General features: G+C 58.0%; 15 protein-coding genes. 5 read left to right on the top strand and 10 right to left on the bottom strand.

Annotated features, from left to right (window positions below):
• Positions 1-16 precede the first annotated feature (16 nt).
• Positions 17-787: a hypothetical protein gene (locus M017_RS0107485; RefSeq protein WP_031497014.1), complete on the top strand. Its 771-nt coding sequence runs from the start codon at positions 17-19 to the stop codon at positions 785-787.
• Here the strand turns inward: M017_RS0107485 and M017_RS0107480 are convergent.
• The 7 genes from M017_RS0107480 to M017_RS0107450 all read right to left on the bottom strand — a co-directional run bounded on the left by M017_RS0107480 (position 770) and on the right by M017_RS0107450 (position 11,073).
• A complete protein-coding gene (locus M017_RS0107480) occupies positions 770-1,993 on the bottom strand; it encodes an ankyrin repeat domain-containing protein (protein WP_080507560.1) in 1,224 nt (407 codons plus the stop codon). The genes M017_RS0107485 and M017_RS0107480 overlap by 18 nt on opposite strands.
• Before the next feature lie 16 nt (positions 1,994-2,009).
• Positions 2,010-2,582 (bottom strand): peroxiredoxin family protein, encoded by a 573-nt coding sequence (locus tag M017_RS0107475; RefSeq protein ID WP_031497012.1) that lies wholly within the window; start codon positions 2,580-2,582, stop codon positions 2,010-2,012.
• Positions 2,583-2,588: 6 nt separating this feature from the next.
• Positions 2,589-3,620 (bottom strand): S-methyl-5-thioribose-1-phosphate isomerase, encoded by a 1,032-nt coding sequence (mtnA, locus tag M017_RS0107470; RefSeq protein ID WP_031497010.1) that lies wholly within the window; start codon positions 3,618-3,620, stop codon positions 2,589-2,591.
• Positions 3,617-4,321 (bottom strand): CPBP family intramembrane glutamic endopeptidase, encoded by a 705-nt coding sequence (locus tag M017_RS0107465; RefSeq protein ID WP_031497009.1) that lies wholly within the window; start codon positions 4,319-4,321, stop codon positions 3,617-3,619. The genes mtnA and M017_RS0107465 overlap by 4 nt, the downstream gene beginning before the upstream one ends.
• Positions 4,322-4,325: 4 nt before the next feature.
• On the bottom strand, positions 4,326-7,103 hold the full coding sequence (gene uvrA / locus M017_RS0107460) for an excinuclease ABC subunit UvrA (protein ID WP_031497007.1): 2,778 nt from the start codon (positions 7,101-7,103) through the stop codon (positions 4,326-4,328).
• Positions 7,087-8,586, bottom strand: coding sequence for a complex I subunit 4 family protein (locus M017_RS0107455; protein WP_035957716.1), 1,500 nt, complete (start codon positions 8,584-8,586; stop codon positions 7,087-7,089). The genes uvrA and M017_RS0107455 overlap by 17 nt, the downstream gene beginning before the upstream one ends.
• Positions 8,587-9,366: 780 nt before the next feature.
• Positions 9,367-11,073, bottom strand: a complete 1,707-nt coding sequence (locus tag M017_RS0107450; RefSeq protein ID WP_162179855.1) for a hypothetical protein — start codon at positions 11,071-11,073, stop codon at positions 9,367-9,369.
• Positions 11,074-11,330: 257 nt separating this feature from the next.
• Between M017_RS0107450 and M017_RS0107445 the strand changes: the two genes are divergently transcribed.
• Entirely contained in the window at positions 11,331-14,813 is a 3,483-nt protein-coding gene (locus M017_RS0107445) for a TonB-dependent receptor (RefSeq protein ID WP_031497003.1), read from the top strand.
• A gap of 65 nt (positions 14,814-14,878) precedes the next feature.
• Here M017_RS0107445 and der read toward each other — a convergent pair whose 3' ends face one another.
• Positions 14,879-16,201: a ribosome biogenesis GTPase Der gene (der, locus tag M017_RS0107440; protein ID WP_031497001.1), complete on the bottom strand. Its 1,323-nt coding sequence runs from the start codon at positions 16,199-16,201 to the stop codon at positions 14,879-14,881.
• A gap of 26 nt (positions 16,202-16,227) precedes the next feature.
• On the opposite strand from der, the gene M017_RS0107435 reads away from it, so the two are divergent.
• The 3 genes from M017_RS0107435 to M017_RS0107425 are packed head-to-tail and all read left to right on the top strand — an operon-like array spanning position 16,228 to position 19,868.
• A complete protein-coding gene (locus M017_RS0107435) occupies positions 16,228-16,686 on the top strand; it encodes a precorrin-2 dehydrogenase/sirohydrochlorin ferrochelatase family protein (protein ID WP_080507557.1) in 459 nt (152 codons plus the stop codon).
• 9 nt (positions 16,687-16,695) lie between these two features.
• Positions 16,696-18,495, top strand: coding sequence for a translational GTPase TypA (typA, locus tag M017_RS0107430; protein WP_031496998.1), 1,800 nt, complete (start codon positions 16,696-16,698; stop codon positions 18,493-18,495).
• On the top strand, positions 18,492-19,868 hold the full coding sequence (locus M017_RS0107425) for an MATE family efflux transporter (protein ID WP_051669597.1): 1,377 nt from the start codon (positions 18,492-18,494) through the stop codon (positions 19,866-19,868). The genes typA and M017_RS0107425 overlap by 4 nt, the downstream gene beginning before the upstream one ends.
• On the opposite strand, the gene M017_RS0107420 is transcribed toward M017_RS0107425, so the two are convergent.
• Positions 19,825-20,400, bottom strand: a complete 576-nt coding sequence (locus tag M017_RS0107420) for a hypothetical protein (RefSeq protein WP_155121293.1) — start codon at positions 20,398-20,400, stop codon at positions 19,825-19,827. The two genes, M017_RS0107425 and M017_RS0107420, sit on opposite strands and share 44 nt — an antisense overlap.
• 228 nt (positions 20,401-20,628) lie before the next feature.
• Positions 20,629-21,168 (bottom strand): BON domain-containing protein, encoded by a 540-nt coding sequence (locus M017_RS0107415; protein WP_031496994.1) that lies wholly within the window; start codon positions 21,166-21,168, stop codon positions 20,629-20,631.
• Positions 21,169-21,171: the final 3 nt, after the last annotated feature.

Below are 21,171 nucleotides of genomic sequence, written 5' to 3'. Positions count from 1 at the left end.
ATCATCCTAATAGTTGATGACAGAGCGGTCGATTGAACGTTTGACGGTAAAAGATTTTGCAGAACGTTTCCGTAAGGAAATGGTGCCTCTGTCGGGGAAGATCAGCTTCTATTCCGCGGGCTTGCGCCTGAATGAGGAAGATGAGAAGGAACTGATCTACGATCCCGTGGGCAGTCTGCCCCCGATGGTGCGGGAGTTACTTCCGGAAATTTCCATTGTGCTGGTGCCTCATCTCGAAGGCCAGGACGGCTCGACGGTGGTGATGGAAGCCCCCAAGGGGCAAACCAAGCAACAAGAAGAAGACCGCATCTGGCAAAACGAATTCCAGGTGGACGGCAATATTGTCCTGACTTTTGCCGTGCAGGGCTGTGATAGTGGTGAATATCACTATCGCCTCTTCCGCATCATTGCGGCCAAGGCGTTGGAGCGTGCGGAGCCGAAGTTTTGGGAACCCTTCCACGAGATTCTGCGCGATGAGCTAAAACGCAGGGTACATGGCGAGGTGGACGAAGAGAGTTGGCGCGCCAAGGAAGAACTGCTCAGCAAGAGCGGCACTCCGTGGCGGGATTCCAAGCAGTTCCAGGCCTACGCCCGCGTTGCCACCATTGATAGCCTGACGCTCTATCTCCACGGCCTTTGCTGCGACATCGATGTCGATCCAGGCCCGCGCCAGATCCAGAGCCGCGAGATGCGCAAGCGTCTGGTTTGGCTGCAGGAGAATGTCGGGGCGCCAGAGGGCTACGTCATTTTCCCCGAGCAGAAAAAGCCATCACCGCCCGCTGAGTAGGCGCAAGGCGCCGCTCTGCCCATTTTCTTTTGCCAGGTCTGCCGCAGTTTTTGCTGCGGCATTCTTGCGTTTGGGGTCGGCCCCCTTTTCGAGTAAGTAGGCAACGATCTCGTCGCGGCCCCAACTGGCGGCGTAATGCAGCGGCGTGGCCTTGGAATCACGATCGAGCGCATTGATATCGGCGCCCCGGTCGAGCAGCAGCTTTGCTGCGCCAAGTTGACCGGCGAGGGCGGCATCGTGCAGCGGTGTGGCTCCGCTGGCGTTTAGAGCATTCGGGCTCGCTCCGGCCTTGAGCAGCAGTTCGGCCACCGGGAGATGGCCCTTGAGGCAGGCGTCGTGGATGAGGGTGCTGCCGTTGGCGGTGGGCGCGTCGGGGTCCATGCCCCGGTCGAGCAGCAGCTTAACGACTTCGGTCTGGCCCTTCAGCACCGCCTCTTCCATTTGCTTCGCGCCCCCGGCCATTTTTGCGCCCTTGCCCATCAAGTAGTCGACCACGGCCGTGTGCCGTTGCTTGAGCGCTTCATCGAGCGGGGTGGCGCCCGATTGGTCCTTGGCATCCACTTCGGCTCCGGCAACCACCAGCAGTTGCGCCACTTCGAGATGCCCGCGCGTGCAGGCCTCATGGAGCGGAGTGATCTGGGTGTCTTTGATGCGGTGTTTCGGGTTGGCTCCCGCCTTGAGCAGCAGTTCGACTGTGGCGGTGTGGCCCTTCCAGGCGGCTTCGTCGAGAGGGGTTGCGCCGCTGCCGTCCTCGACATCGATGCCGACCTTCTTTTCGATCAAAAAGGCAACGATTTCGGTGTGTCCACGGCTTGCGGCCAAGTGCAGCGCGGTGGAGCCTAAGCGATGGGTTCGTTTGAGATCGGCGCCGCGGGAGGCAAGCAGCTCAACGACGTCCAGGTGGTTGGTGAGGATCGCGTAGTGGAGGGGAGTGGAGCCGCTCTCCGAGTGAGCGGCGTTGATCTCGATGTGCGGCGCGTCCACTTCCGCGCCGCGATCGAGCAAAAGCCTGGCAATTTCGTAGAAGCCGGCCCAACAAGCATCATGCAGCGGGGTGCCACCGAGATTGTCGCGTTCATTGACCGAGGCGCCGGCCTCGAGCAGGGCGCGCAGCCTGTCGATGTCGCCTGCCCGCACCACTGTATGCAGGCCCTGCTCCCCCAAAAGGGACAGGGCGCATAGGATGAGGACGGCACATCGCTTCACAACCGCTAGCCTAGCGCTATTTCTTCTTAGGAGCGGCTGGTGCGGCCGGGGCGGCGGGTTTTGCTTCGGCCAGCAGCTTGTCGATTTCGGTGATCAGCTTGTCTCCGGCCAGCACCTCTGGAAAGGAGCCAGGAGCCATCCACTGCCAATCGGCGCGAATCTGACCTTTCTGATCGATCAGAAACAGGTGCGGAAAGTACATCGCGGGCTTCTGCGGCGTTGCCCGCACATAGCTGCCCGCCACCTGGCCCATGTCAAACAGAATCGGGCTGGTGACCTTGAAAACATTGATGTACTTCTTGACGTCCTCAAAGTTGTCCGGCGGCACGACAATGCTGAGCACGATGACATCGTCCTTATACTTCGGCTTGATCTTCGCTTCGATCATCTTCGTCAGCGCCTGGCACTTCTCGCACTTGGTCTGCATGAACTCAACCATCACCACCTTGCCGCGATAGTCGAGCAGGTCGTGCTGGCGCATGTTCACGTCCGGCAGAGAAAAGCTGGGGGCGCGCCGTCCGCTGTAGTCGCCACTCTGTGCCAACAAGGCGAGACTGCTGAGCGCAAACAAAAAGAGATTCTTCATCATGACTTCTTACTTTCCTTCTACCAGCTTGCGGAGGCTTTCTTCAAATGGCGCAGTGGCCACCCCGCGCTCGGTGATGATGCCCGTGACGTAGCGATGGGGCGTGACGTCGAAGGCCGGGTTCTGGACGCGGGTGCCATCGGGAGCCACCTTATGCCCAAACATGGCGGTGACTTCGCTGGCGGCGCGTTCTTCGATCTTGATGCCGGCGCCGGTCAGGGTTTTGAGATCAATCGTCGACAACGGTGCGGCAACATAAAACGGCACATTGTTTTCTTTGGCGAGGACCGCGACGCTATAGGTGCCGATCTTGTTGGCGACATCGCCGTTGGCCGCAATCCGGTCTGCTCCTACCACCACACAACCAATCCGCCCGCTGTGCAGAAAGTGTCCTGCCATGTTGTCGGTGATGAGCGTGGTTTCGATGCCATCCTTCTGCAGTTCCCAAACGGTGAGACGGCTGCCCTGCAGGAAAGGTCTCGTCTCGTCGGCAAAGACATCGATCTTCTTGCCTGCCTCGACGGCAGCCCGGATCACGCCCAGCGCCGTGCCGTAGCCTGCGGTAGCGAGCGCACCGGCATTGCAATGGGTCAGAACGGTCTTGCCATCGGGCACCAGCGCGGCGCCATGCGCGCCAATGCGGCGGTTGATCGCGATGTCTTCGTCGTGCACCAGCTTTGCTTCGGCAATCAATTTTTCGCGCAGCAAGCCCAGTTGCTCACCGGCCAGGCTGGCCCGCAGCTTCTTCATGCGGTCGATGCCCCAGAAGAGGTTCACCGCGGTAGGGCGCGTCGCGGCGAGTGTCGCGCAAATCTCTTCGAATTCCGCCTCAAAGTTCGCGTCGCTTGCCTGCTGCGCGCCCAGCGCCACGCCCATCGCGGCGGCAACGCCAATGGCTGGCGCCCCACGGATGATCATGGTCTGGATCGCGTCCGCCACTTCCTTATAGTCGCGGCAGAGGACAAACTCCTCCACATGCGGCAAACGGGTCTGGTCGATCATTTCGACGCCCTTATCAGTCCAACGCAAGGTTTCAATCATGCCTGATTCAGTCTTCCTCCCTGGCTCATCATGCCAGCGACAAATGTCAAATTATATGCGGCGTGCATGAGCGTCGAGGCTGCCGTCGAGCCTGTTCGTTGACGCTCCGCGCCGAAAGCAATACTGGCCAGCGTGAGGATGAGAAGCCTCTGCCAGTTCCAGTTGTATTGCGGACCGTGCAGCAATGCGAAGGGGACGGCGGTGGCCAGCAAGCCCCCGGCGACGCCCAGACTTCGGATGAACAGCGGCTGCGCAAATCCGCGAAAAATCAGTTCTTCAAACAGCGGCCCGACGGTCGAGGCGACCAGGCCAATCGCCACCAGGCTCCAACGATCCTGCAGCAGGCTGTCGAGCACCATACCCTCCCGGGGCGTGTTGAGCCCGACAGCCACCAGGGCCATGACAATCGCCAGCACCGGGCCCAGCAATGCGGTGAGGGCCATTCTCGGCCACGGAATGCGCCACGACAACGCTTTCCAAAAGGCAAGGTCATAGCGCGTGCGCAGCAGCACAAACAAGCTGCCGCCGACGCCAAGATAGAGCAGAATCTGGACGAGCGCGGCCAGCACACCCTTCTGCGGAATCCAGAGCGCAAACAGCCGCGCGGCCAGGCTGGCAAGCAGGAGAACCGGCAGGATCATCCCGAGCAGAATGCCCAGGTCTTCATAAGTCCAGACCGGATTCTCCTCGCGCGGCTCCATCCCTCTACTTTGCTTTCCTGAGCAACTTCACCAGCGCCTGGCCCGTGTAGCTCTTCTTGACCTTTGCAATGTCCTCGGGAGTGCCGCTGGCCAGCAGCGTGCCGCCGCCTTCGCCCCCCTCCGGACCCATATCGAGAATCCAATCGGCGCTCTTGATGACGTCCAGATTGTGTTCGATGACGATGACCGTGTTGCCCAGATCCACCAGCTTTTGCAGCACTTCGAGCAGACGGCGAACATCCTCAAAGTGCAGGCCGGTGGTGGGCTCATCGAGAATATAAACCGTGCGGCCCGTCTGGCGCTTGCTGAGTTCTTTGGCCAGCTTGATGCGCTGCGCCTCGCCGCCGCTCAGCGTGGTGGAGCTCTGGCCAAGATGCAGATAGCCAAGCCCGACATCGACCAGCGTATCGAGTTTGATCGCGATATTCGGCAGGTTGGCCAGCAAGGGCGCCGCGTCTTCGATCGTGGTATCGAGCAGGTCGGCAATGCTCTTGCCCTTCAGCTTTACCTGCAGCGTTTCGTGGTTATAGCGCTTGCCCCGGCAGACGTCGCAAGTGACGTAGACGTCGGGCAGAAAGTTCATCTCAATGCGCTTCAGGCCGTCGCCCTGGCAGGCCTCGCAGCGGCCCCCCTTCACGTTGAAGCTGAAGCGGCCACTCTTGTAGCCACGTTCGCGGCTCTCCGGCAGCATCGCAAACAACTCGCGGATGGGTGCAAACACCTGGGTATAGGTGGCAGGATTGGAGCGCGGCGTCCGGCCAATGGCGCCCTGATCGATCTCGATCACCTTGTCGATCTCGCCGAGGCCCATCAGCCGCTCATGCTTGCCCGGTTCGGCCTTGGACCCATAGACATGCTTGGCGAGCGAGCGATAGAGGATGTCATTGACCAGAGTCGACTTGCCACTGCCCGAAACCCCGGTCACCACCACCAGCATGCCGAGCGGAAACTCTGCATCGACATTCTTCAGATTGTGTTCGGTTGCATTGAAGATGCGCAGCTTCTTGCCGTTGCCGATGCGCCGCACGGCGGGCACTTCGATTTCGCGCGTGCCACTCAGATATTGTCCGGTGAGGCTGTTCTTGTTCCGCGCGATTTCCTTTGCCGTGCCCTGTGCGACGATCTCACCGCCCAAACGGCCTGCCCCAGGTCCCAGATCGATGACGAAATCGGCGCGCTCAATGGTGTCCTGATCATGCTCCACAACAAGGACCGTATTGCCCATGTCGCGCAGGCTCTCAAGAGTGCCCAGCAGCCGCTCATTGTCGCGCGGGTGCAGACCGATCGATGGCTCGTCCAGCACATACAGAACGCCGCGCAACTGGCTGCCAATTTGCGTTGCCAGCCGGATGCGCTGCGCCTCGCCGCCGCTCAGCGTTTGCGCGTTGCGCGCCATGTTCAGATAATCGAGCCCGACATTTTCAAGAAACTCCAGACGGGTGCGAATCTCGCCCACCACGCCGCCGGCAATCTCTTCTTCGCGTTTCTCGAGCTTCCAGCCGCGGCAAGCGGCCAGCGCCCGCCGGATGCTGAGGTCGCTGAATTCGGCAACCGTCATTCCCTTCACGCGCACCGCCAGGCTGGCGGCCTGCAAGCGCTTGCCGTGACAGGATGGACATTCCCGAGCGGTCATGAAATCGCTTAGGTATTCGCGATAGTTGTCGGTGGCGCCTTCGAGGCTGTCACCAAGCAGCTTGATCAGGCCGGGATAATTCCCCTTGCCGCCGTTCAGCAGCACTTCGCGCTGGGCGGCGCTCAGCTTTTCCCAGGGCTTGGACAGATCGATGTTGTTCTTCCAGGCGCCGTCGGTGACCCGCTGGCCGACATAGTTCGAGCCGGCCCCAGGGCCGAGGCCGCCATCGAATAGCGGACGGGTCTCGTCGACGATGATCTTGTCGGGGTCAAAACTCCACATGCTGCCCAGGCCATTGCATTCGGGACAAGCGCCATAAGGACTGTTGAAGCTGAAGCTGCGCGGCTCGAGCACCGGCACGCTGGTGCCGCAGTTCGGGCAGGCCATCTTCTGCGAGTACATCCGCTCTTCCGGTTCAGCGTTCGGGTCGTTGCTGACAATGCTCACCACCACCAGCCCGTCGGCGAGCTTGGTGGCGGTCTCAATCGAGGCTTCGAGACGCTTGCTGATGTCCGGCTTGAGCACCAGCTTGTCGACAACGACGTCGATGGTGTGGTTCTTCCGCTTGTCGAGGACAATCTCGTCCTCAAGGTTGCGCATCACGCCATCGACGCGCGCTTTGACAAAGCCCTGGCGGGCAAACTTTTCGAGTTCCTTCTTATACTCGCCCTTGCGGCCACGCACAATCGGCGCGAGGATCAGGATGCGCGTATTCTCGGGGATCTCGGCGACGCGCTCGAGAATCTGCGCCGTCGTCTGGCGGCTGATCTCGGTGTCGCAATTGGGACAATGGGAGACGCCGATCGAGGAATAGAGCAGACGCACATAATCGTAGATCTCGGTGATGGTCCCGACGGTGGAACGCGGGCTGCGGCTGGTGGTCTTCTGCTCAATCGAGATCGCCGGGCTCAGCCCTTCGATCGAATCGACTTCCGGCCGTTCCATCTGGTCGAGAAACTGCCGCGCATAGGGCGACAGTGTTTCGACATAGCGGCGCTGGCCTTCGGCATAGATTGTGTCAAAAGCGAGCGACGACTTGCCCGATCCGCTCAGGCCGGTGATGACGGTGAGCGTGTTGCGCGGAATCTCGACGTCGATGTTCTTGAGGTTGTGCTGCCTCGCTCCATGCACGCTAATTCGACTGAGCATAGTAGCCGGGCCTCACTTTCTCCATAATGTGTTTGACGGGCCGGTCGAGCATCTGGAATACAGGCTGGGGATGAATTCCGATGCCGATAGCGGCCAGTAGCAGCGGCAACACGACGGCCCACTCACGCAGGCTGAGATCGGGCAGCCGCAGATTCTTTTCGCTGGTGACGCCCAGGCTCACCCGCTGGTAGCACCACAGCAGATAGGCTACGGTCAGCACCACACCCAAGCCGCCCCAAAGCGCCCAATAGACGCTCATCTCAAAGGCGCCGCTCAGAATGCGAACCTCTCCAATGAAGCCATTCAGCGGCGGCAATCCCATCGAGCTGACCACAGCGAGAAGAAAGACCAGGCTGAAGGCGGGCATCGGTCCAAACAGCCCGCCATATTCAGAAATCTCGCGCGTGTGGCGGCGTTCATACATCAGACCAACGAGTAAAAAGAGCAGGCCGGTAGAGATGCCATGGTTGATCTGTTGCAGCATGCTGCCGGAGATGCCGGCCGGATTCATCGCGAAGATGCCGAGCATGCAGAAGCCCATGTGGCTGACGCTCGAATAAGCGACCAGACGCTTCCAATCGCGCTGCTTCAGGCAAACCAGCGCACCATAGACGATTGCCACCAGGGCGAGAATGCTCATCCACCAAAGGACATTCGAACTCTTGACCGCCTCCGGCACACCGGGCAGCACCAGGCGCAAAAAGCCGTAGGTGCCCATCTTCAACATCACGCTGGCCAGATAAACACTGCCGGCTGTTGGCGCTTCGGTGTGCGCATCGGGCAGCCAGGTGTGGAAGGGCGCCATCGGCACCTTGACGGCAAAGCCGAGGAACATCAGCCAGAAGATCCAATGGGCCAAGTCGCCTGCCGGTTGCGTCGCCCAGAGAGCCGGAATGCTGAAGGTGGCAAAGCCGGTTTGGCGGGTGTGTTCAAAGTGCAGCAGAATCAGACCAAGCAGCAGCAACATGCTGCCGGAGATGGTGTAAATGAGAAACTTCATCGCCGCGCGGCGACGGTCTTCGCCGCCCCAGATCGAGATCAGGAAGAACATCGGAATCAGCGAGGCTTCAAAGAAGACAAAGAACAGCATCGCATCCATTGAGAGAAAGACGCCAGTGACGCAGGTCTGCAGGATGAGCAGAGTGGCGTAGAACTCTTTGAGGCGGCTTTCGATCGCGTTCCAGCTAGCGAGGCTGGCGAGGAAGCCAACACCGGCGGTCATCGCGACGAGAAGAATCGAATAGCCATCGACACCAAGAAAGAATTCCGCGCCGATGCTGGGGATCCAGGGAAGGCGTTGGACAAATTGGAGGTCTTTGCCGGAATCGAAGCTGCCGAGCAGGCTGATGGTCCACAATGCGTTCAATCCGAGCACCAGATTGGCCCAGAATTTGAGCAGAATCGGCTTCGCGGCAGGCAGAAGGGTAAGAATCAGCCCGCCAAGCAGCGGAAAGAAGAGAATCAGGGTCAGGTTGTCGGCCATGAAAACTAGCAAGAGAGCGTACCGGGAAACCGGTACGCTCTCTTGCTAGTTTAGCGCCAATCGCGGGGCCAACAAGACTACTGGACTACTGGCAGAGGCGATATGCCACTACTTGATTGCAAAACTTGCAACGTACAAATCGTCGAACCTCCGCATAACGCCCAAGAGCAGCTTGGATCTCTGTAGTCCTGCGATCGTCGATCTTTCCAATCCACGTCTTCTCGATTCGTCCGCCTGGATCAAGAAGCGCAAGGAAGGGAGTCGCTGGAACGGTTACCTGCACCCCAGACATCGATATGCAATCTACCGACTCTAGCTTAAGACCCCTTTTTATGCAGTAATCCATAGGTTGCTCTTCTGCTCCTGCCACTACGACCAGTGCTCTCATCCCCTTTGCCTGAGTCGCCTTCAGGATTGCTTGAATTTGAACCAGGCTTTCATCGCAGAAACGACATACTGGTGACGTTACAAAAGCTAACCTAGAAATAGTACGTTGATTTTCTTTTGCAGTAGAATGCAGAAAGCCTTTTCCCTTAAGAGAGGCCAGTATTGATTGGATGCTGTCTGGGTGCGCACTGGCTTGTCCCCGAGTTGAAAAGATATTCCACAACTGTGTCGAAATGAATATACAACAAGATACGATTAGCAGAAGCGTCGCTACCTTGCTCAACTCTCCTGAATCTGGATAATTTGGCAGATTTGGTTGGGAGTTGCGTATGAAAAAGGGGAGGGCGAACCGTCTCGGTTCGCCCTCCCCTTTTCAAGCTATTGTCGAGAGGGCTACTGGTAGGTAACCGTCTTTCCGACGATACTAGTGGCGGCGATGACACCGGTGTCAATCCCGCTCGCCGTAAAGCTTCCAGGATTTGAGATCCCTCCGACTCCCAGCATCGCCGGAGGGGTATCGCTCGAACCTGCTGGAGTGGCAGGAAGATAGAGTAAAACCGCCGATGGGACCGTGAAGCTGCCCTTGCTGGTTTGTTCCACGCAAACGAACGTGCCAGTGATTGCTTTTTCTGTCAGATCAGAAGCCGAATAGCCGTAGATCATGACGAAGCCCGCCGGGTCGCCACCAGTCCAGGTTACCGTCTGACCCGCAGCCCGGTTGACGTTGTTGATGTTGGACTTGTTGGTCCAATTCAACGGTTGGGGCAGTGTGTAATTTGCATTGAAGCCTTTCACGTCCGCACCGCCGGCTCCGTTGCTAAAGGTGTAATTGCCCGGATCGAGGTACGGGGCTTCGCCGATACCAGGAATTCCAGGTGGTAAATCCTTGATGGAGATTGCAGTGGCAAACGTGGCACCATAGGATCCAACGACATTCGGTGTCTTCGCGAGGGACTTTGTACCCTTAGGGCCATTTACGCTGATAGCCGTACCGGCATCGAGTCCGCGGGGCTGTACCGGGTCAACAGGGAACTGACTACTTGCCGTTCCGGCGTAGACCGAGCAGGTACCAATCGACGGAGTGCCTCCGACATTCAGCGAAGAACTGGAGCCGATGGTTTGTGCGTTGAATTCCTGGAAGTCTGCGCTTCCCGTATCGAGACTAAACGAAGCTGCGAGGCCAGAGTAGTTCATCTCGTAGGACAACCGGGTAAGGGCAATGGACCCGATCTTGATGGTTCCGCCGTTGCTGATTGTAGTGAGTTGAGCGCTGGACAATCCAAGAGGATCAGAGCACACTCCGCCGTTGGCTGAAATTGCGATCGTCGTCGCGTTGCTGATGACGGTCCCAGTCTTAATCAGGACGGGAACGGCGCAGCCACTGAGATTACCAGGAACAATCAGATTGATCTGATCGAGACCGGCAAAGCCAGGTGCTCGTCCAGCATAAGAAACCGCAGCCTTAGATGCACCGACATAGACTTCGACCTGGGATTGATTGATGGCTACTGCAGCCGCGCCAGCATTATCCGCTGAGCCCGCCGGCAACGCGCCAAGACCCGTGCCGTACAGAATCAGGGTCTGGCCGGCTTTGGCTGATCTCAGGGGAGAGTTCACAGGCACCGACGATGCACTTTCGTAGTTCTGAACCACACCAGGACCACTACCGGCAGAATTCACTGCGAAGGTACCGAAGGCGCTGGCAACCACCTTAAAGCTGCGTGCGGCGCTGGTGGCTCCGCCAAAGCTGACCGTGAGCGTCGCATTGCCAACCGGTGTGGCCGAGGGAAGGATTGCAGCCAACTGGCCTGCAACCGTATAAATGAGTGGGCAGTCTAGGGTCTGTCCGCCGCTCGTCACTTTGACGCTGGTGCCAGCGAGGGTAGAGGGGAGAGGGAAGCCGGCCTGCGCGAGCGCCGCAGGGCCCATTTTACTGCCAAAAACTACAAATATGGAACCCTGCGCGATTGCTCCACCCGGTAATCTCGAACTGGTGTAGCTGGCCGCATTCAGGATTCCTCCATCATTGACCACTGGCTGGGCGAGGATCGTACCGGCCAGCGCAGTCATCATGACCGCTGAAAAGAGGGTTTTAGACATAGGTTTCATACTATACGCGCCATCGGGCGAAAGCACGGGTCATGCTGGTTGCAGAATTCTCCAGATTTCTTGGATGGAATGCTATGTGCGTTTGGGGGGACCATTTCGATTGCTGCTTCCTTGGCCGCGAAGAGTAGATGCTGGTTGCAACATTTCTCGCTAAGCGAATCGTCCCAACTGAGCATAACGGCCGATTGCGGTGGCCCCTCAATCCGTATATAGTTCTCCAAGAATCAGCCGGGTCTTGGAGAGATTTCTTGCACAATCGAATCCTGTTCGCTGTATTTTGTTCCCTCGCAACCACCCCGCTCGTGGCGCAAACCTTCCAGGGGGCCGTAGTCGGTACCATCACCGACGCCTCTGGAAGCACGGTTCCACAAGCAAACATCACACTCCTCAATCTAGGCACCTCGGATCGAAGGACGGCGAAGTCCGATGATGCAGGCTCCTACCAGTTCGTCTCTCTCGTTCCGGGCCAGTATCGAATCGAGATTGAGAAAACCGGATTCCGGCGTTTCGTCCGGGAACCCATTACGGTCGAAGTCCAGAGTAGCGTTCGCATCGACATTCCCATGCAACTGGGTGACACCACCCAAACCGTCGAGGTGACGACGCAGACTCCGTTGCTGCAAACCGAAGACGCCTCTCTCGGTCAGGTGGTGCAATCGCGAAAAGTGCTTGAGATGCCTCTGAATGGCCGCAATGTATTTGGCTTGGTGGCGCTGGTGCCGGGTGTGGTGCCTGGAGGACAATCGGGAACCACACCCACCGGCACGAACGTGTTCGCCTGGGGAAACTATCAAATTGGCGGGGGACAAGCGAATCAGAGTGCGGCCTTCATTGACGGCGCGCCGATCAATGCCATCTATGCCAATCTCACGGCGCTCGTGCCCACGCAGGACGCGATCCAGGAATTCCGCGTGCAGACCAATAACCTGGGCCCCGAGTTCGGGCATCTTGCCGGTGGCGCCATCAACCTCGCAACCAAGTCGGGCAGCAACGCCTTCCATGGAACTGCTTACGAGTACCTCCGCAATCGGTCGCTCAACGCGAACACCTTCTTCAACAACCGCGCCGGCGTGAAGCGTCCGGCCTTCACGCAGAATCAATACGGCACCAACGTCGGCGGCCCTGTGATTCGCGACAAGACCTTCTTCTTCGGCGGCTGGGAGGGCTTCCGCCTGCGACAGGGGATGTCCTACGTGTACTCCGTTCCAACCGACGAGATGCGTGCCGGCAACTTCTCGAACTTGCGGAATGCGGCAGGCGCAATGATTCCCATCTACGACCCGCTCACCACCTGCGGCCGTCTGGGCAATGCGGCCTGCGCCCGCGACGCCAATGGGAATGAGGTCATCACGCGCCAGGTCTTTCCCGGCAATGTCATTCCGCAGAATCGATTCGACCCCGCCGCTCGCGTGCTGTCGAATCTCTGGGGTCGCGCGAATGGCCCTGGCTCTCAGTTCACCAACGTCAATAACTTTACGGCCAATGCGAGTGTCGGCGGACAGAACGATCAGTACAACGCGCGCATCGATCACAATGTTTCCGAAAAGCAGCGCCTCTTTGTCCGCTACACCTTCTGGAAGAATCTGAATCTCCCCATCGACCCCTACGGCACCAAGACTTGCGTTGACCGTTGCACCGAGACCTTCAACACCAATCAGGCCGTGATCGCGGACACCTACTCGATCACGCCAACCCTGGTTGCCGATGTCCGAGTCGCCTACATGCGTTTTCACTATGATCGGACTTCGCTCACCCAGGGCTACGATCTCACCCAGCTGGGCTGGCCGGCTGCCCTCAACAATCAAGTGGTGTTCCGCGTTGTGCCGCAGCCCTCGGTGACCGGCTACAACGGAGTCTTCAGTACGAGTGGAACTGGCAGCACGATCTCATCGCGAAACGATGTCTATTCGCTTGCCCCCAGCCTCACAAAAATCTGGGGCAACCACACGATGAAGTTCGGAGCGGATCTGCGGCGCAGCACGCACAACTACTACCAGCAGAACAACCCGTCCGGAAATTTCAACTTCGACGCACTTCTCACCTCAGCAAATCCCTTTGCTGCTGCGGGCACCGGAAATGGCTTTGCTTCGTTTCTGTTGGGATACGGTTCCGGCGGTGGTATCAATCAGAACGCGCTGGTGGCCGCACAGATTCTCTATCGCGCCTTTTACGCCGGAGACCAATGGCGGCTCAACAGCAGGCTGACGCTGAACTATGGCATTCGCTATGAGCAAATGGGGCCGTGGTCGGAGCGCTATGACCGGCTTTCGGTGTTGCTCCCGGATGTGGAGAATCCTCTGTCTTCGATCACGGGCTTGAAGCTGAAGGGACGCCTGGGCCTGGTGAATTCGCCAGACAGCGCGAGCCGCAACAACCAGAAGCTGGGACACCTTTTCTCTCCTCGTGTGGGCATCGCCTATCGTCTCTCAAACACCACGGTCATTCGCAGTGGCTATGGCATCTTCTATTTGCCGAACGATGTGCGCTGGAACATGGCGCCCAATAATGACGCCGTCAATTCTTTCAATAATCCCTTCAACGGGACACTCGATGGCTCGCTGACTCCGCTCGATCGCTTGGGCAATCCTTTCCCGAATGGCCTGCTGCAAACTCCGGGCCGTAGTGCCAACTTGCAGAAAATCTTCTATGGACAGGGCGTAAGCGGGGCAATCTTCAACGATCCCTTCTCCTATGCCCAGCAATGGAACTTCGATGTGCAACACGAACTGCCGGGCGGCCTGGCGCTGTCCGTGGCTTACGCCGGTTCGAAAGGAACCCATCTTCCCGGTCCAGACCAGCAACTGAATCAATTGCCCAACCAATACATGGCGCTTGGCAGCCGCTTACAGGAGCAGGTTCCCAATCCCTTCTATGGGCAGGTCGCGCTTGGCACACTCGCGCAGCCGCTGGTCGCCTATGGACAACTGTTGCGGCCCTATCCGCAGTACACGGGCTTTGCAATGAAGAACCCGACCAATCGCAACTCCACTTACCACTCCGCGCAACTCAACCTCCAGAAGCGCTTCGGCGCGGGCGGCAGCATTGTCGGGGCCTATACCTGGTCGAAGTTGATCAGTGACACCGATACGCTGACGGGTTGGCTGGAACCGGCAGGTGGCGCGGGCGGTGTTCAGGACAATTTCAACATCCGCGCAGAGCGGTCGCTCGCTCTGTATGACACACCGCATCGTGGCGTCATCAGTTATATCGTCGATCTACCTTTCGGCAAGGGGCGGCGTTTTGGAAGCCATGTGACTGGTGTGGCGGATCGTTTTGTGTCCGGCTGGGGCGTCAATGGTGTCAGCACCTTCCAGTCCGGCGCTCCGTTGCCGATTAGTGTCGCGGTCAACACGAACGTCTTTGGCGCCGGACAGCGTCCGAATCGAACCGGGCAACCGGTGTCTCTCGATGGCTCGGCTCAGGACCGGCTCAACCGCTGGTTCAATCCAGCGGCCTTCTCCCTGCCCGCCGCCTTCAGCTATGGCAACGCTGCTCGCAGCATGCCTGACATGCGCTCGCACGGCATTGCGAACTACGACTTCACGCTCTTCAAGAACACGAGCATTACGGAGCGCGTGGGATTGCAGTTTCGAGCGGAGATCTTCAACCTCTTCAACCGAGTCCGCTTCGCTGCGCCGGGGACGGCTCTCGGCAATCCACAATTTGGAGTGGTCAGCGGTCAATACAACGACCCAAGACTCGTTCAACTGGCCTTGCGGCTCGTGTTCTGACGAGGCCCAATAGAAAACCGGGCTCGCAGCAAGCTACGAGCCCGGTTCCGATTTCGAAAAGCGCGCTATGCCTTCTTGCCGCGGCCTGGCGTCGATTTCGCCTTGATCTCGATCGGCGTCGCACCAAAGTGGAAGTGCTTGCGGATCTGATTGATCAGGAATCGCTCATCGGAGAAGTGCAGCGGTTTCGATTTATCGGTAAACACCACAAACGAAGGCGGACGCACGCTGGCCTGCGTGATGTACTTCACCTTCATATTGGTCTCGCGGGTAATCTGCTCGACAAAGCGATTCAGTTCGCCCGTGGTCACACGCTTGTTCATCGCTTCCTGTGCGCTCTGGATCAAGTGGAAGAGCCGCTTGACGTTCGTACCCTTCGTTGCCGAAATGAACTCAATGGGTGCGTACTCGAGGAACTTCATTGTGTCGCGAACTTCCTCGGTAAACTCCTTGGTGCGCCGTGTCGGATGGGCATCCCACTTATTGACGCAGAGAATCACCGGGCGGCCTTCTTCATGCGCGTAGCCCGCAATGTGGGCATCCTGCGCCGTCGGGCCTTCGAGCGCGTCGATCATGACGATGATAATGTGCGCCATGCCGATGTGCCGGCGCGCCATCATGACGCTCAGCTTCTCGGCCATCAGGGTCGTCTTCCCCTTGCGGCGAATTCCGGCCGTGTCGACAAAGATGAATTCCTGGCCGTCGACGGTCACGGTCTCGTCGACTGCGTCCCGGGTGGTACCGGCAACAGGCGACACAATCGCGCGTTCTGTGCCAGTCAGCGAATTTAATAGAGTGCTCTTGCCCACATTGGGACGGCCAATGATGGCCACCTTGATCGGGCGAGCAGGCTTTACAGTCTCTTCCGGAGACTCGCTTTCCGGAAAATCTGCCGTGATGTGATCGAGCAGATCGTCGATTCCGGTGCGATGTTCCGCAGAGATGGAGATGACCGGATCGAGTCCGAGATCATGAAAGCCCGAACTGAGAACTTCGCGCTTCGGGACGTCAATCTTATTGACGGCCAGCGTGATCGGCTTCCCCAGCCTGCGCAGCATCTGTGCTAACTCCCGGTCGGAGGAAGTGATCTCGGTACGGCCGTCAATGACGAAAACGATCTGCGTTGCTTCCTCAAAGGCTTTCTTGGCCTGCTTGAGGATGTTGGCGGGGATCAATTCGTCGTCGTTGGGGATGATGCCACCGGTATCGATCACGTCGAAGTGACGATCCCGATATTTGGCGCTGCCGCGAATTCGGTCGCGAGTGATCCCAGGCTCATCTCCGACGATGGACCGGCGTGTACCCGTAATTGCGTTGAAAAGAGTGGATTTACCGACGTTGGGTCGTCCGACGATGACCACTACCGGCTTACCAGCGCTATGCGCCATAACGTCTTAGGGTAACATCGTGAGCGTTGAAACCCCTCTTTCCTATTTTTATTCGTATCGAAGGGCGCCAGATTCTCATCGTGGGTGCTGGGCCTGTTGCGGTGAGAAAAGCCAAAGGGCTGCTGGAATCAGGAGCCCACTTACGGGTGGTGGCGCCGGAAGGAGATCCCGAAATGGAAACTCTGGCCGTGACCCGGGAGCGGCGGAACTTTGCCGTTTCAGACCTTGACGGCGCCGAACTGGTCTTTGCCGCGACAAATGACCGGGAGCTGAATCAGTCGATCGGAGAAGCGTGCCGGCAGCGTGGAATCTGGGTCAACATCGCGGATGCTGCCGAAGAATGCGACTTTCATATCCCGGCCCGGATCCACTCTGGCGAGTTCCAGATTGCGATCTCGACGGGCGGCAAGGACCCGAAAGCGGCCCGGGAGCTCCGGAAGCGGATCGAGCGGCTGCTAGCTGAGCCGTGCGACCATAAAGTTTAAACCCCTCACATGCCTTTTTCACCTGAGAAAATTCGAAACATCGCTATTGTTGCGCACGTTGACCATGGCAAGACCACGTTGGTGGACACGATGCTCCGCCAGAGCGGTATCTTCCGCGCCAATGAAGAACTCACCGATCGCGTGATGGACTCCAATGATCTGGAGCGCGAACGCGGAATTACAATCCTAGCCAAAATCACTGCCGTCAACTATAAGGGCGTCAAAATTAATATCTGCGACACCCCGGGCCATAGCGACTTCGGTGGAGAAGTCGAGCGTGCACTGAAGATGGTGGACGGCGTCATGTTGCTTGTGGATGCGAGCGAAGGCCCGCTGCCCCAAACCCGTTACGTCCTTTCCAAAGCCCTCGAAGCGCATCTCACCCCGATCGTGGTCATCAACAAAATCGACCGGCCCGATGCCCGTGTGCAGGAAGTTCTGAACGAAGTCTACGATCTGTTCATCGATCTGGACGCCCAGGAACACCAGCTCGAGTTCCCTGTCGTTTATGCCATTGGCAAGCAGGGTCTCGCCAAGATGAGCATGGACGAAGAGGCCACTACTCTCGAACCCCTCTTTGAAACCATCGTCAAGCATATCCCGCCGCCGAAGGGTTCTGCCGATGCCGAACTGCAGATGCTGGTTGCGAACCTGGACTACTCCGACTATCTCGGACGTCTTGCCATTGGACGTGTGTTCAACGGCACGATGAAGGTGAATTCTGAAGTGAACATCGCCAAGATCGATGGCAGCCTGCAGAAGACCAAGATTACGAAGATGTACTCCTTCGACGGGCTGAAGCGCGTTGAAGAATCTGAAATCTACCCCGGCGACATCGTTGCCATCGCGGGCGTCGAAGGCATCACCATCGGCGAAACCGTAACCAGTGTTGAGAATCCCAAGCCGCTGCCGAAGATCCACATCGACGAGCCGACGATCGCGATGACTTTCACGATCAATACCTCGCCCTTTGTCGGCCGCGAAGGCCAGTACGTCACCTCGCGCCACATCCGCGATCGCCTGACCAAGGAACTGCTCACCAACGTTGCCCTGCGCGTTGACGATACCGGTACGCCGGATAGCTTCAAGGTGATGGGCCGCGGTGAACTGCAGTTGGCGATCCTGATCGAAACCATGCGCCGCGAAGGCTATGAGCTCCAGGTCAGCAAGCCCGAGATCGTCACCAAGACCATCGACGGGGTGCTGAAAGAACCGCAGGAAATTCTTCTGATCGATTGCTCGGAGCTGTTCATCGGCACCGTCATCGAGAAGATGGGCCATCGCAAGGGCAAGATGATGAAGATGATCAACAATGGCTCTGGCCGTGTTCGTCTCGAATTCCAGGTGCCCTCGCGCGGCCTCATCGGCATCCGCAATGAAATGCTGACCGAAACCCGTGGCACCGCGCTGATGAACTCGCTGTTCAACGGCTACATGGACTGGCAGGGTGACATCCCGATGCGTCCCACCGGCGTGCTGATCTCCGATCGTGCCGGCGTCACCACCGCATTTGCGATCAATGCAATGCAGGAACGCGGCGAGATCTTTGTCAGCCCGGCGCAGGAAGTCTACGAAGGCATGATCATTGGCGAAAACGCCCGCGATTCCGATCTGGTCGTCAACATCGTCCGCGAAAAGAAGCTCACCAACATGCGTAGCTCCTCGGCCGACGACGCCATCCGTCTGGTTCCGCCCAAGGTGATGACGCTCGAGCTCGCCATCGAGTTCATTGAGATCGATGAGTTTGTCGAAATCACGCCGAAGTCGATCCGTCTTCGCAAGAAGATTCTGAAAGCCAATCAGCGTTGATCGAGACCCTTAAGCAAGCGCTTCGGGGTGACCATCACGATTTCACGAAGGGTAGCCTCAAAAAGGCGATCATTCTTCTCGCAGTGCCCATGGTGCTCGAGCTCTCAATGGAGAGTTTGTTTGCCATTGTCAACGTATTCTGGGTAGCTGGCCTCGGCGCGGATGCCGTGGCCACAGTCGGCCTCACCGAGGCGATGGAAACGATCATATTTGCGGTAGCAATGGGCCTTTGTGCCGGTGCTACCGCTTTTGTCTCCCGGCGCATCGGTGAAAAGGATGAGGCCGGAGCCAGCCTGTCGGCGGGCCAGGCCATTCTGTTAGGTCTCATCTGCAGTGTCCTGATTGGCGTTCCCACCGCGCTCTCCGCCAAGACGTTGCTGAGTTTTATGACTAGCTCACCCGGAGTGATTGCCACCGGGGAAGGCTATGCGACGGTCATGTTCTCGGGAACTTACTCGATCCTGTTGATTTTCCTGATCAATGCGATCTTCCGGGGCGCCGGTGATGCCGCAATCGCCATGCGAGTTCTGATCCTCGCAAATGTCATCAATCTCGTCCTCGACCCCTGCCTGATCTTTGGCTGGGGCCCTTTCCCCAAGATGGGGGTTACTGGCAGCGCGGTGGCGACCACCATCGGCCGCACTGTGGGCGTCTGTTATCAGTTCTATCGCCTGGCGAGCCCCGGCAGTCGTATCACGATCCACCTGCGAGACCTCCGCATCCAACCCAAGCTCATGTGGGAGATGCTGCGGGTCAGTTTCCCGGCAATGTTTCAGTACGGCATCGGCATGGCCAGTTGGATGATCCTCAGCCGCATTGTGGCTCAGTTTGGCGCGGTAGCGACGGCGGGTTACACCATTGCCATTCGCATCATCATTGTCACCATCCTGCCCAGTTGGGCGCTCGGTGGGGCCGCGGCCACCTTGATGGGCCAGAACCTGGGTGCGGGCCGGCCGGAACGCAGCGAGCGCGCCACCTGGCTCTGCGGCTTTTACAATATGATCTTCCTCGGTCTGGTCAGCCTCGTCTTTATCTTCTATGCCGAGCCGCTGATCCGGATCTTTACGCAGGAGCAGCCAATCATCGACGTTGGCAAGAGCGCGCTTCGCTACATCAGCTACGGGTATGTCCTGTACGCCTACGGATTGGTGCTGGTGCAGGCCTTCAACGGCGCTGGCGATACGGTCACTCCCACCGTGATCAATGTCATCTGCTACTGGCTCTTCCAATTGCCGCTGGCCAATTACCTTTCGGGCACAGCAGGCATGGGGCCGAATGGTGTCTTTACCGCAGTCACGCTGACCGAAAGCCTGATTGCGGTCTGTGGCATCATCGCATTTCGGCGGGGCCGCTGGAAGCAATCGAAGATCTGATCAGGTCTTCCACCTTTTGCCACACCTCGGGGTCGAACTCCATCTTCACGTGTGGGTTCATCAGAAGCTGGCGCAGCGGCGTTTCCTCCGAGACATCGATCTTCTTCGAGCGTGGATAGCGATAGCGCCAGTTGCCTAAGATGACGGTCTTGCGGGCATCCTCAGCCTGAATCCGGGAGCGTCCGCGGATAGGCCCCATCTCCCGCTGGTACAGATTTGCCGCCGCTTTTACATTCGAGGGCACCTTCCCATCGCGGAACCCAACGCTGTCGATCTGTACATTCAACAGCACGGGAATCTCCTGCTTCTGCAGCCAACGGCAAAGCTGGATGGTCGCCGATCCGCCCAAGGATTGTCCATAGATCACAATGCGGGCGCTGCTCCGCTCCGCAGCGCTTAAGACTCCATCGCCATTGCCATCCAACGCTCTCTGAATCAACTCTTGCGCCAGTTCCAGGCGATGGTTTTCTACCGTTTCGATATAAGTACGAGGCAACTGCTCGGTGCGTAAATGCAGACAAATCCGACGCACAATTCGGTGCGGTAAATCCCAATCGTCCCAACCTCCAACCATCCCAATGACAAGCGTGTCTCCCTGTTTCAGTGGGAGGGGTGTTGTAAAGTCCGCGAAGTTTTGGTGAGCCAAAATTGGAATCACGGAAAGACCCCAAAAAAAGAGCCTGCGCAGGAGGATGTGCGCAGGCTTTTGGGGTTTGCAAGGAGATACAAATGATCCTGATCTCATAGCCCTTGAGGGATGTCAGGATTTCTTATCGACAACCAGCTTGTTGGTGACGCTGAACACCCCAGGGACCTGATTGGCGAAAAGCCCAGCCAAGTTTTTATCCATTTCGTTGATCACGACACCAGTCAATGTGACGTTGCCGTTCTTGACGATAATGCGCACCGGTGGGTTGGCGCCCAAAGTATAACGGCCTAAGGAAGCCTGGCCGAATATGGTGCGATAGAGAGCTAAACGAAGCCGATCATCATTGGGAGAGAGCGGTAGAACCTCAATCCGGTTATCTACCTCTTCTACCCCTGGGATCCGCTTCACAACGTTGCCAGCCGAACTCTGAAGGGTGGGGCGAGTAACTTGTCCAGTAAGTATCACCTTATGTCCTTCGAGTGAGAAACTCATTTGATCGAAGACTCCGTAGAAAGGCAACATCACGAGCTCATGACGGACTTTGTCCGCAAGCCGCTCCTGCTCTGTGGCCCCCGATGGGAGTTTGGAGGAAAAGAGTGGACTGGTAGCCAAAACACCTGCGACAACTGCTGTAAGTATTGTCTGTTTCATCTC

It is taken from the genome of Bryobacter aggregatus MPL3 (assembly GCF_000702445.1).
Taxonomy (GTDB): Bacteria; Acidobacteriota; Terriglobia; order Bryobacterales; family Bryobacteraceae; genus Bryobacter; species Bryobacter aggregatus.
This window is presented reverse-complemented; position numbering and strand designations above follow the sequence as displayed.

Bases quoted from the DNA above. Each gene is read 5' to 3' on its own strand.
- M017_RS0107465 (WP_031497009.1), bottom strand. From the start codon at position 4,321: ATGGAGCCGCGCGAGGAGAATCCGGTCTGGACTTATGAAGACCTGGGC.
- typA (WP_031496998.1), top strand. From the start codon at position 16,696: ATGCCTTTTTCACCTGAGAAAATTCGAAACATCGCTATTGTTGCGCAC.
- M017_RS0107415 (WP_031496994.1), bottom strand. From the start codon at position 21,168: ATGAAACAGACAATACTTACAGCAGTTGTCGCAGGTGTTTTGGCTACC.
- M017_RS0107475 (WP_031497012.1), bottom strand. From the start codon at position 2,582: ATGATGAAGAATCTCTTTTTGTTTGCGCTCAGCAGTCTCGCCTTGTTG.
- M017_RS0107450 (WP_162179855.1), bottom strand. From the start codon at position 11,073: ATGTCTAAAACCCTCTTTTCAGCGGTCATGATGACTGCGCTGGCCGGT.
- M017_RS0107455 (WP_035957716.1), bottom strand. From the start codon at position 8,586: ATGGCCGACAACCTGACCCTGATTCTCTTCTTTCCGCTGCTTGGCGGG.
- der (WP_031497001.1), bottom strand. From the start codon at position 16,201: ATGGCGCATAGCGCTGGTAAGCCGGTAGTGGTCATCGTCGGACGACCC.
- M017_RS0107485 (WP_031497014.1), top strand. From the start codon at position 17: ATGACAGAGCGGTCGATTGAACGTTTGACGGTAAAAGATTTTGCAGAA.
- uvrA (WP_031497007.1), bottom strand. From the start codon at position 7,103: ATGCTCAGTCGAATTAGCGTGCATGGAGCGAGGCAGCACAACCTCAAG.
- mtnA (WP_031497010.1), bottom strand. From the start codon at position 3,620: ATGATTGAAACCTTGCGTTGGACTGATAAGGGCGTCGAAATGATCGAC.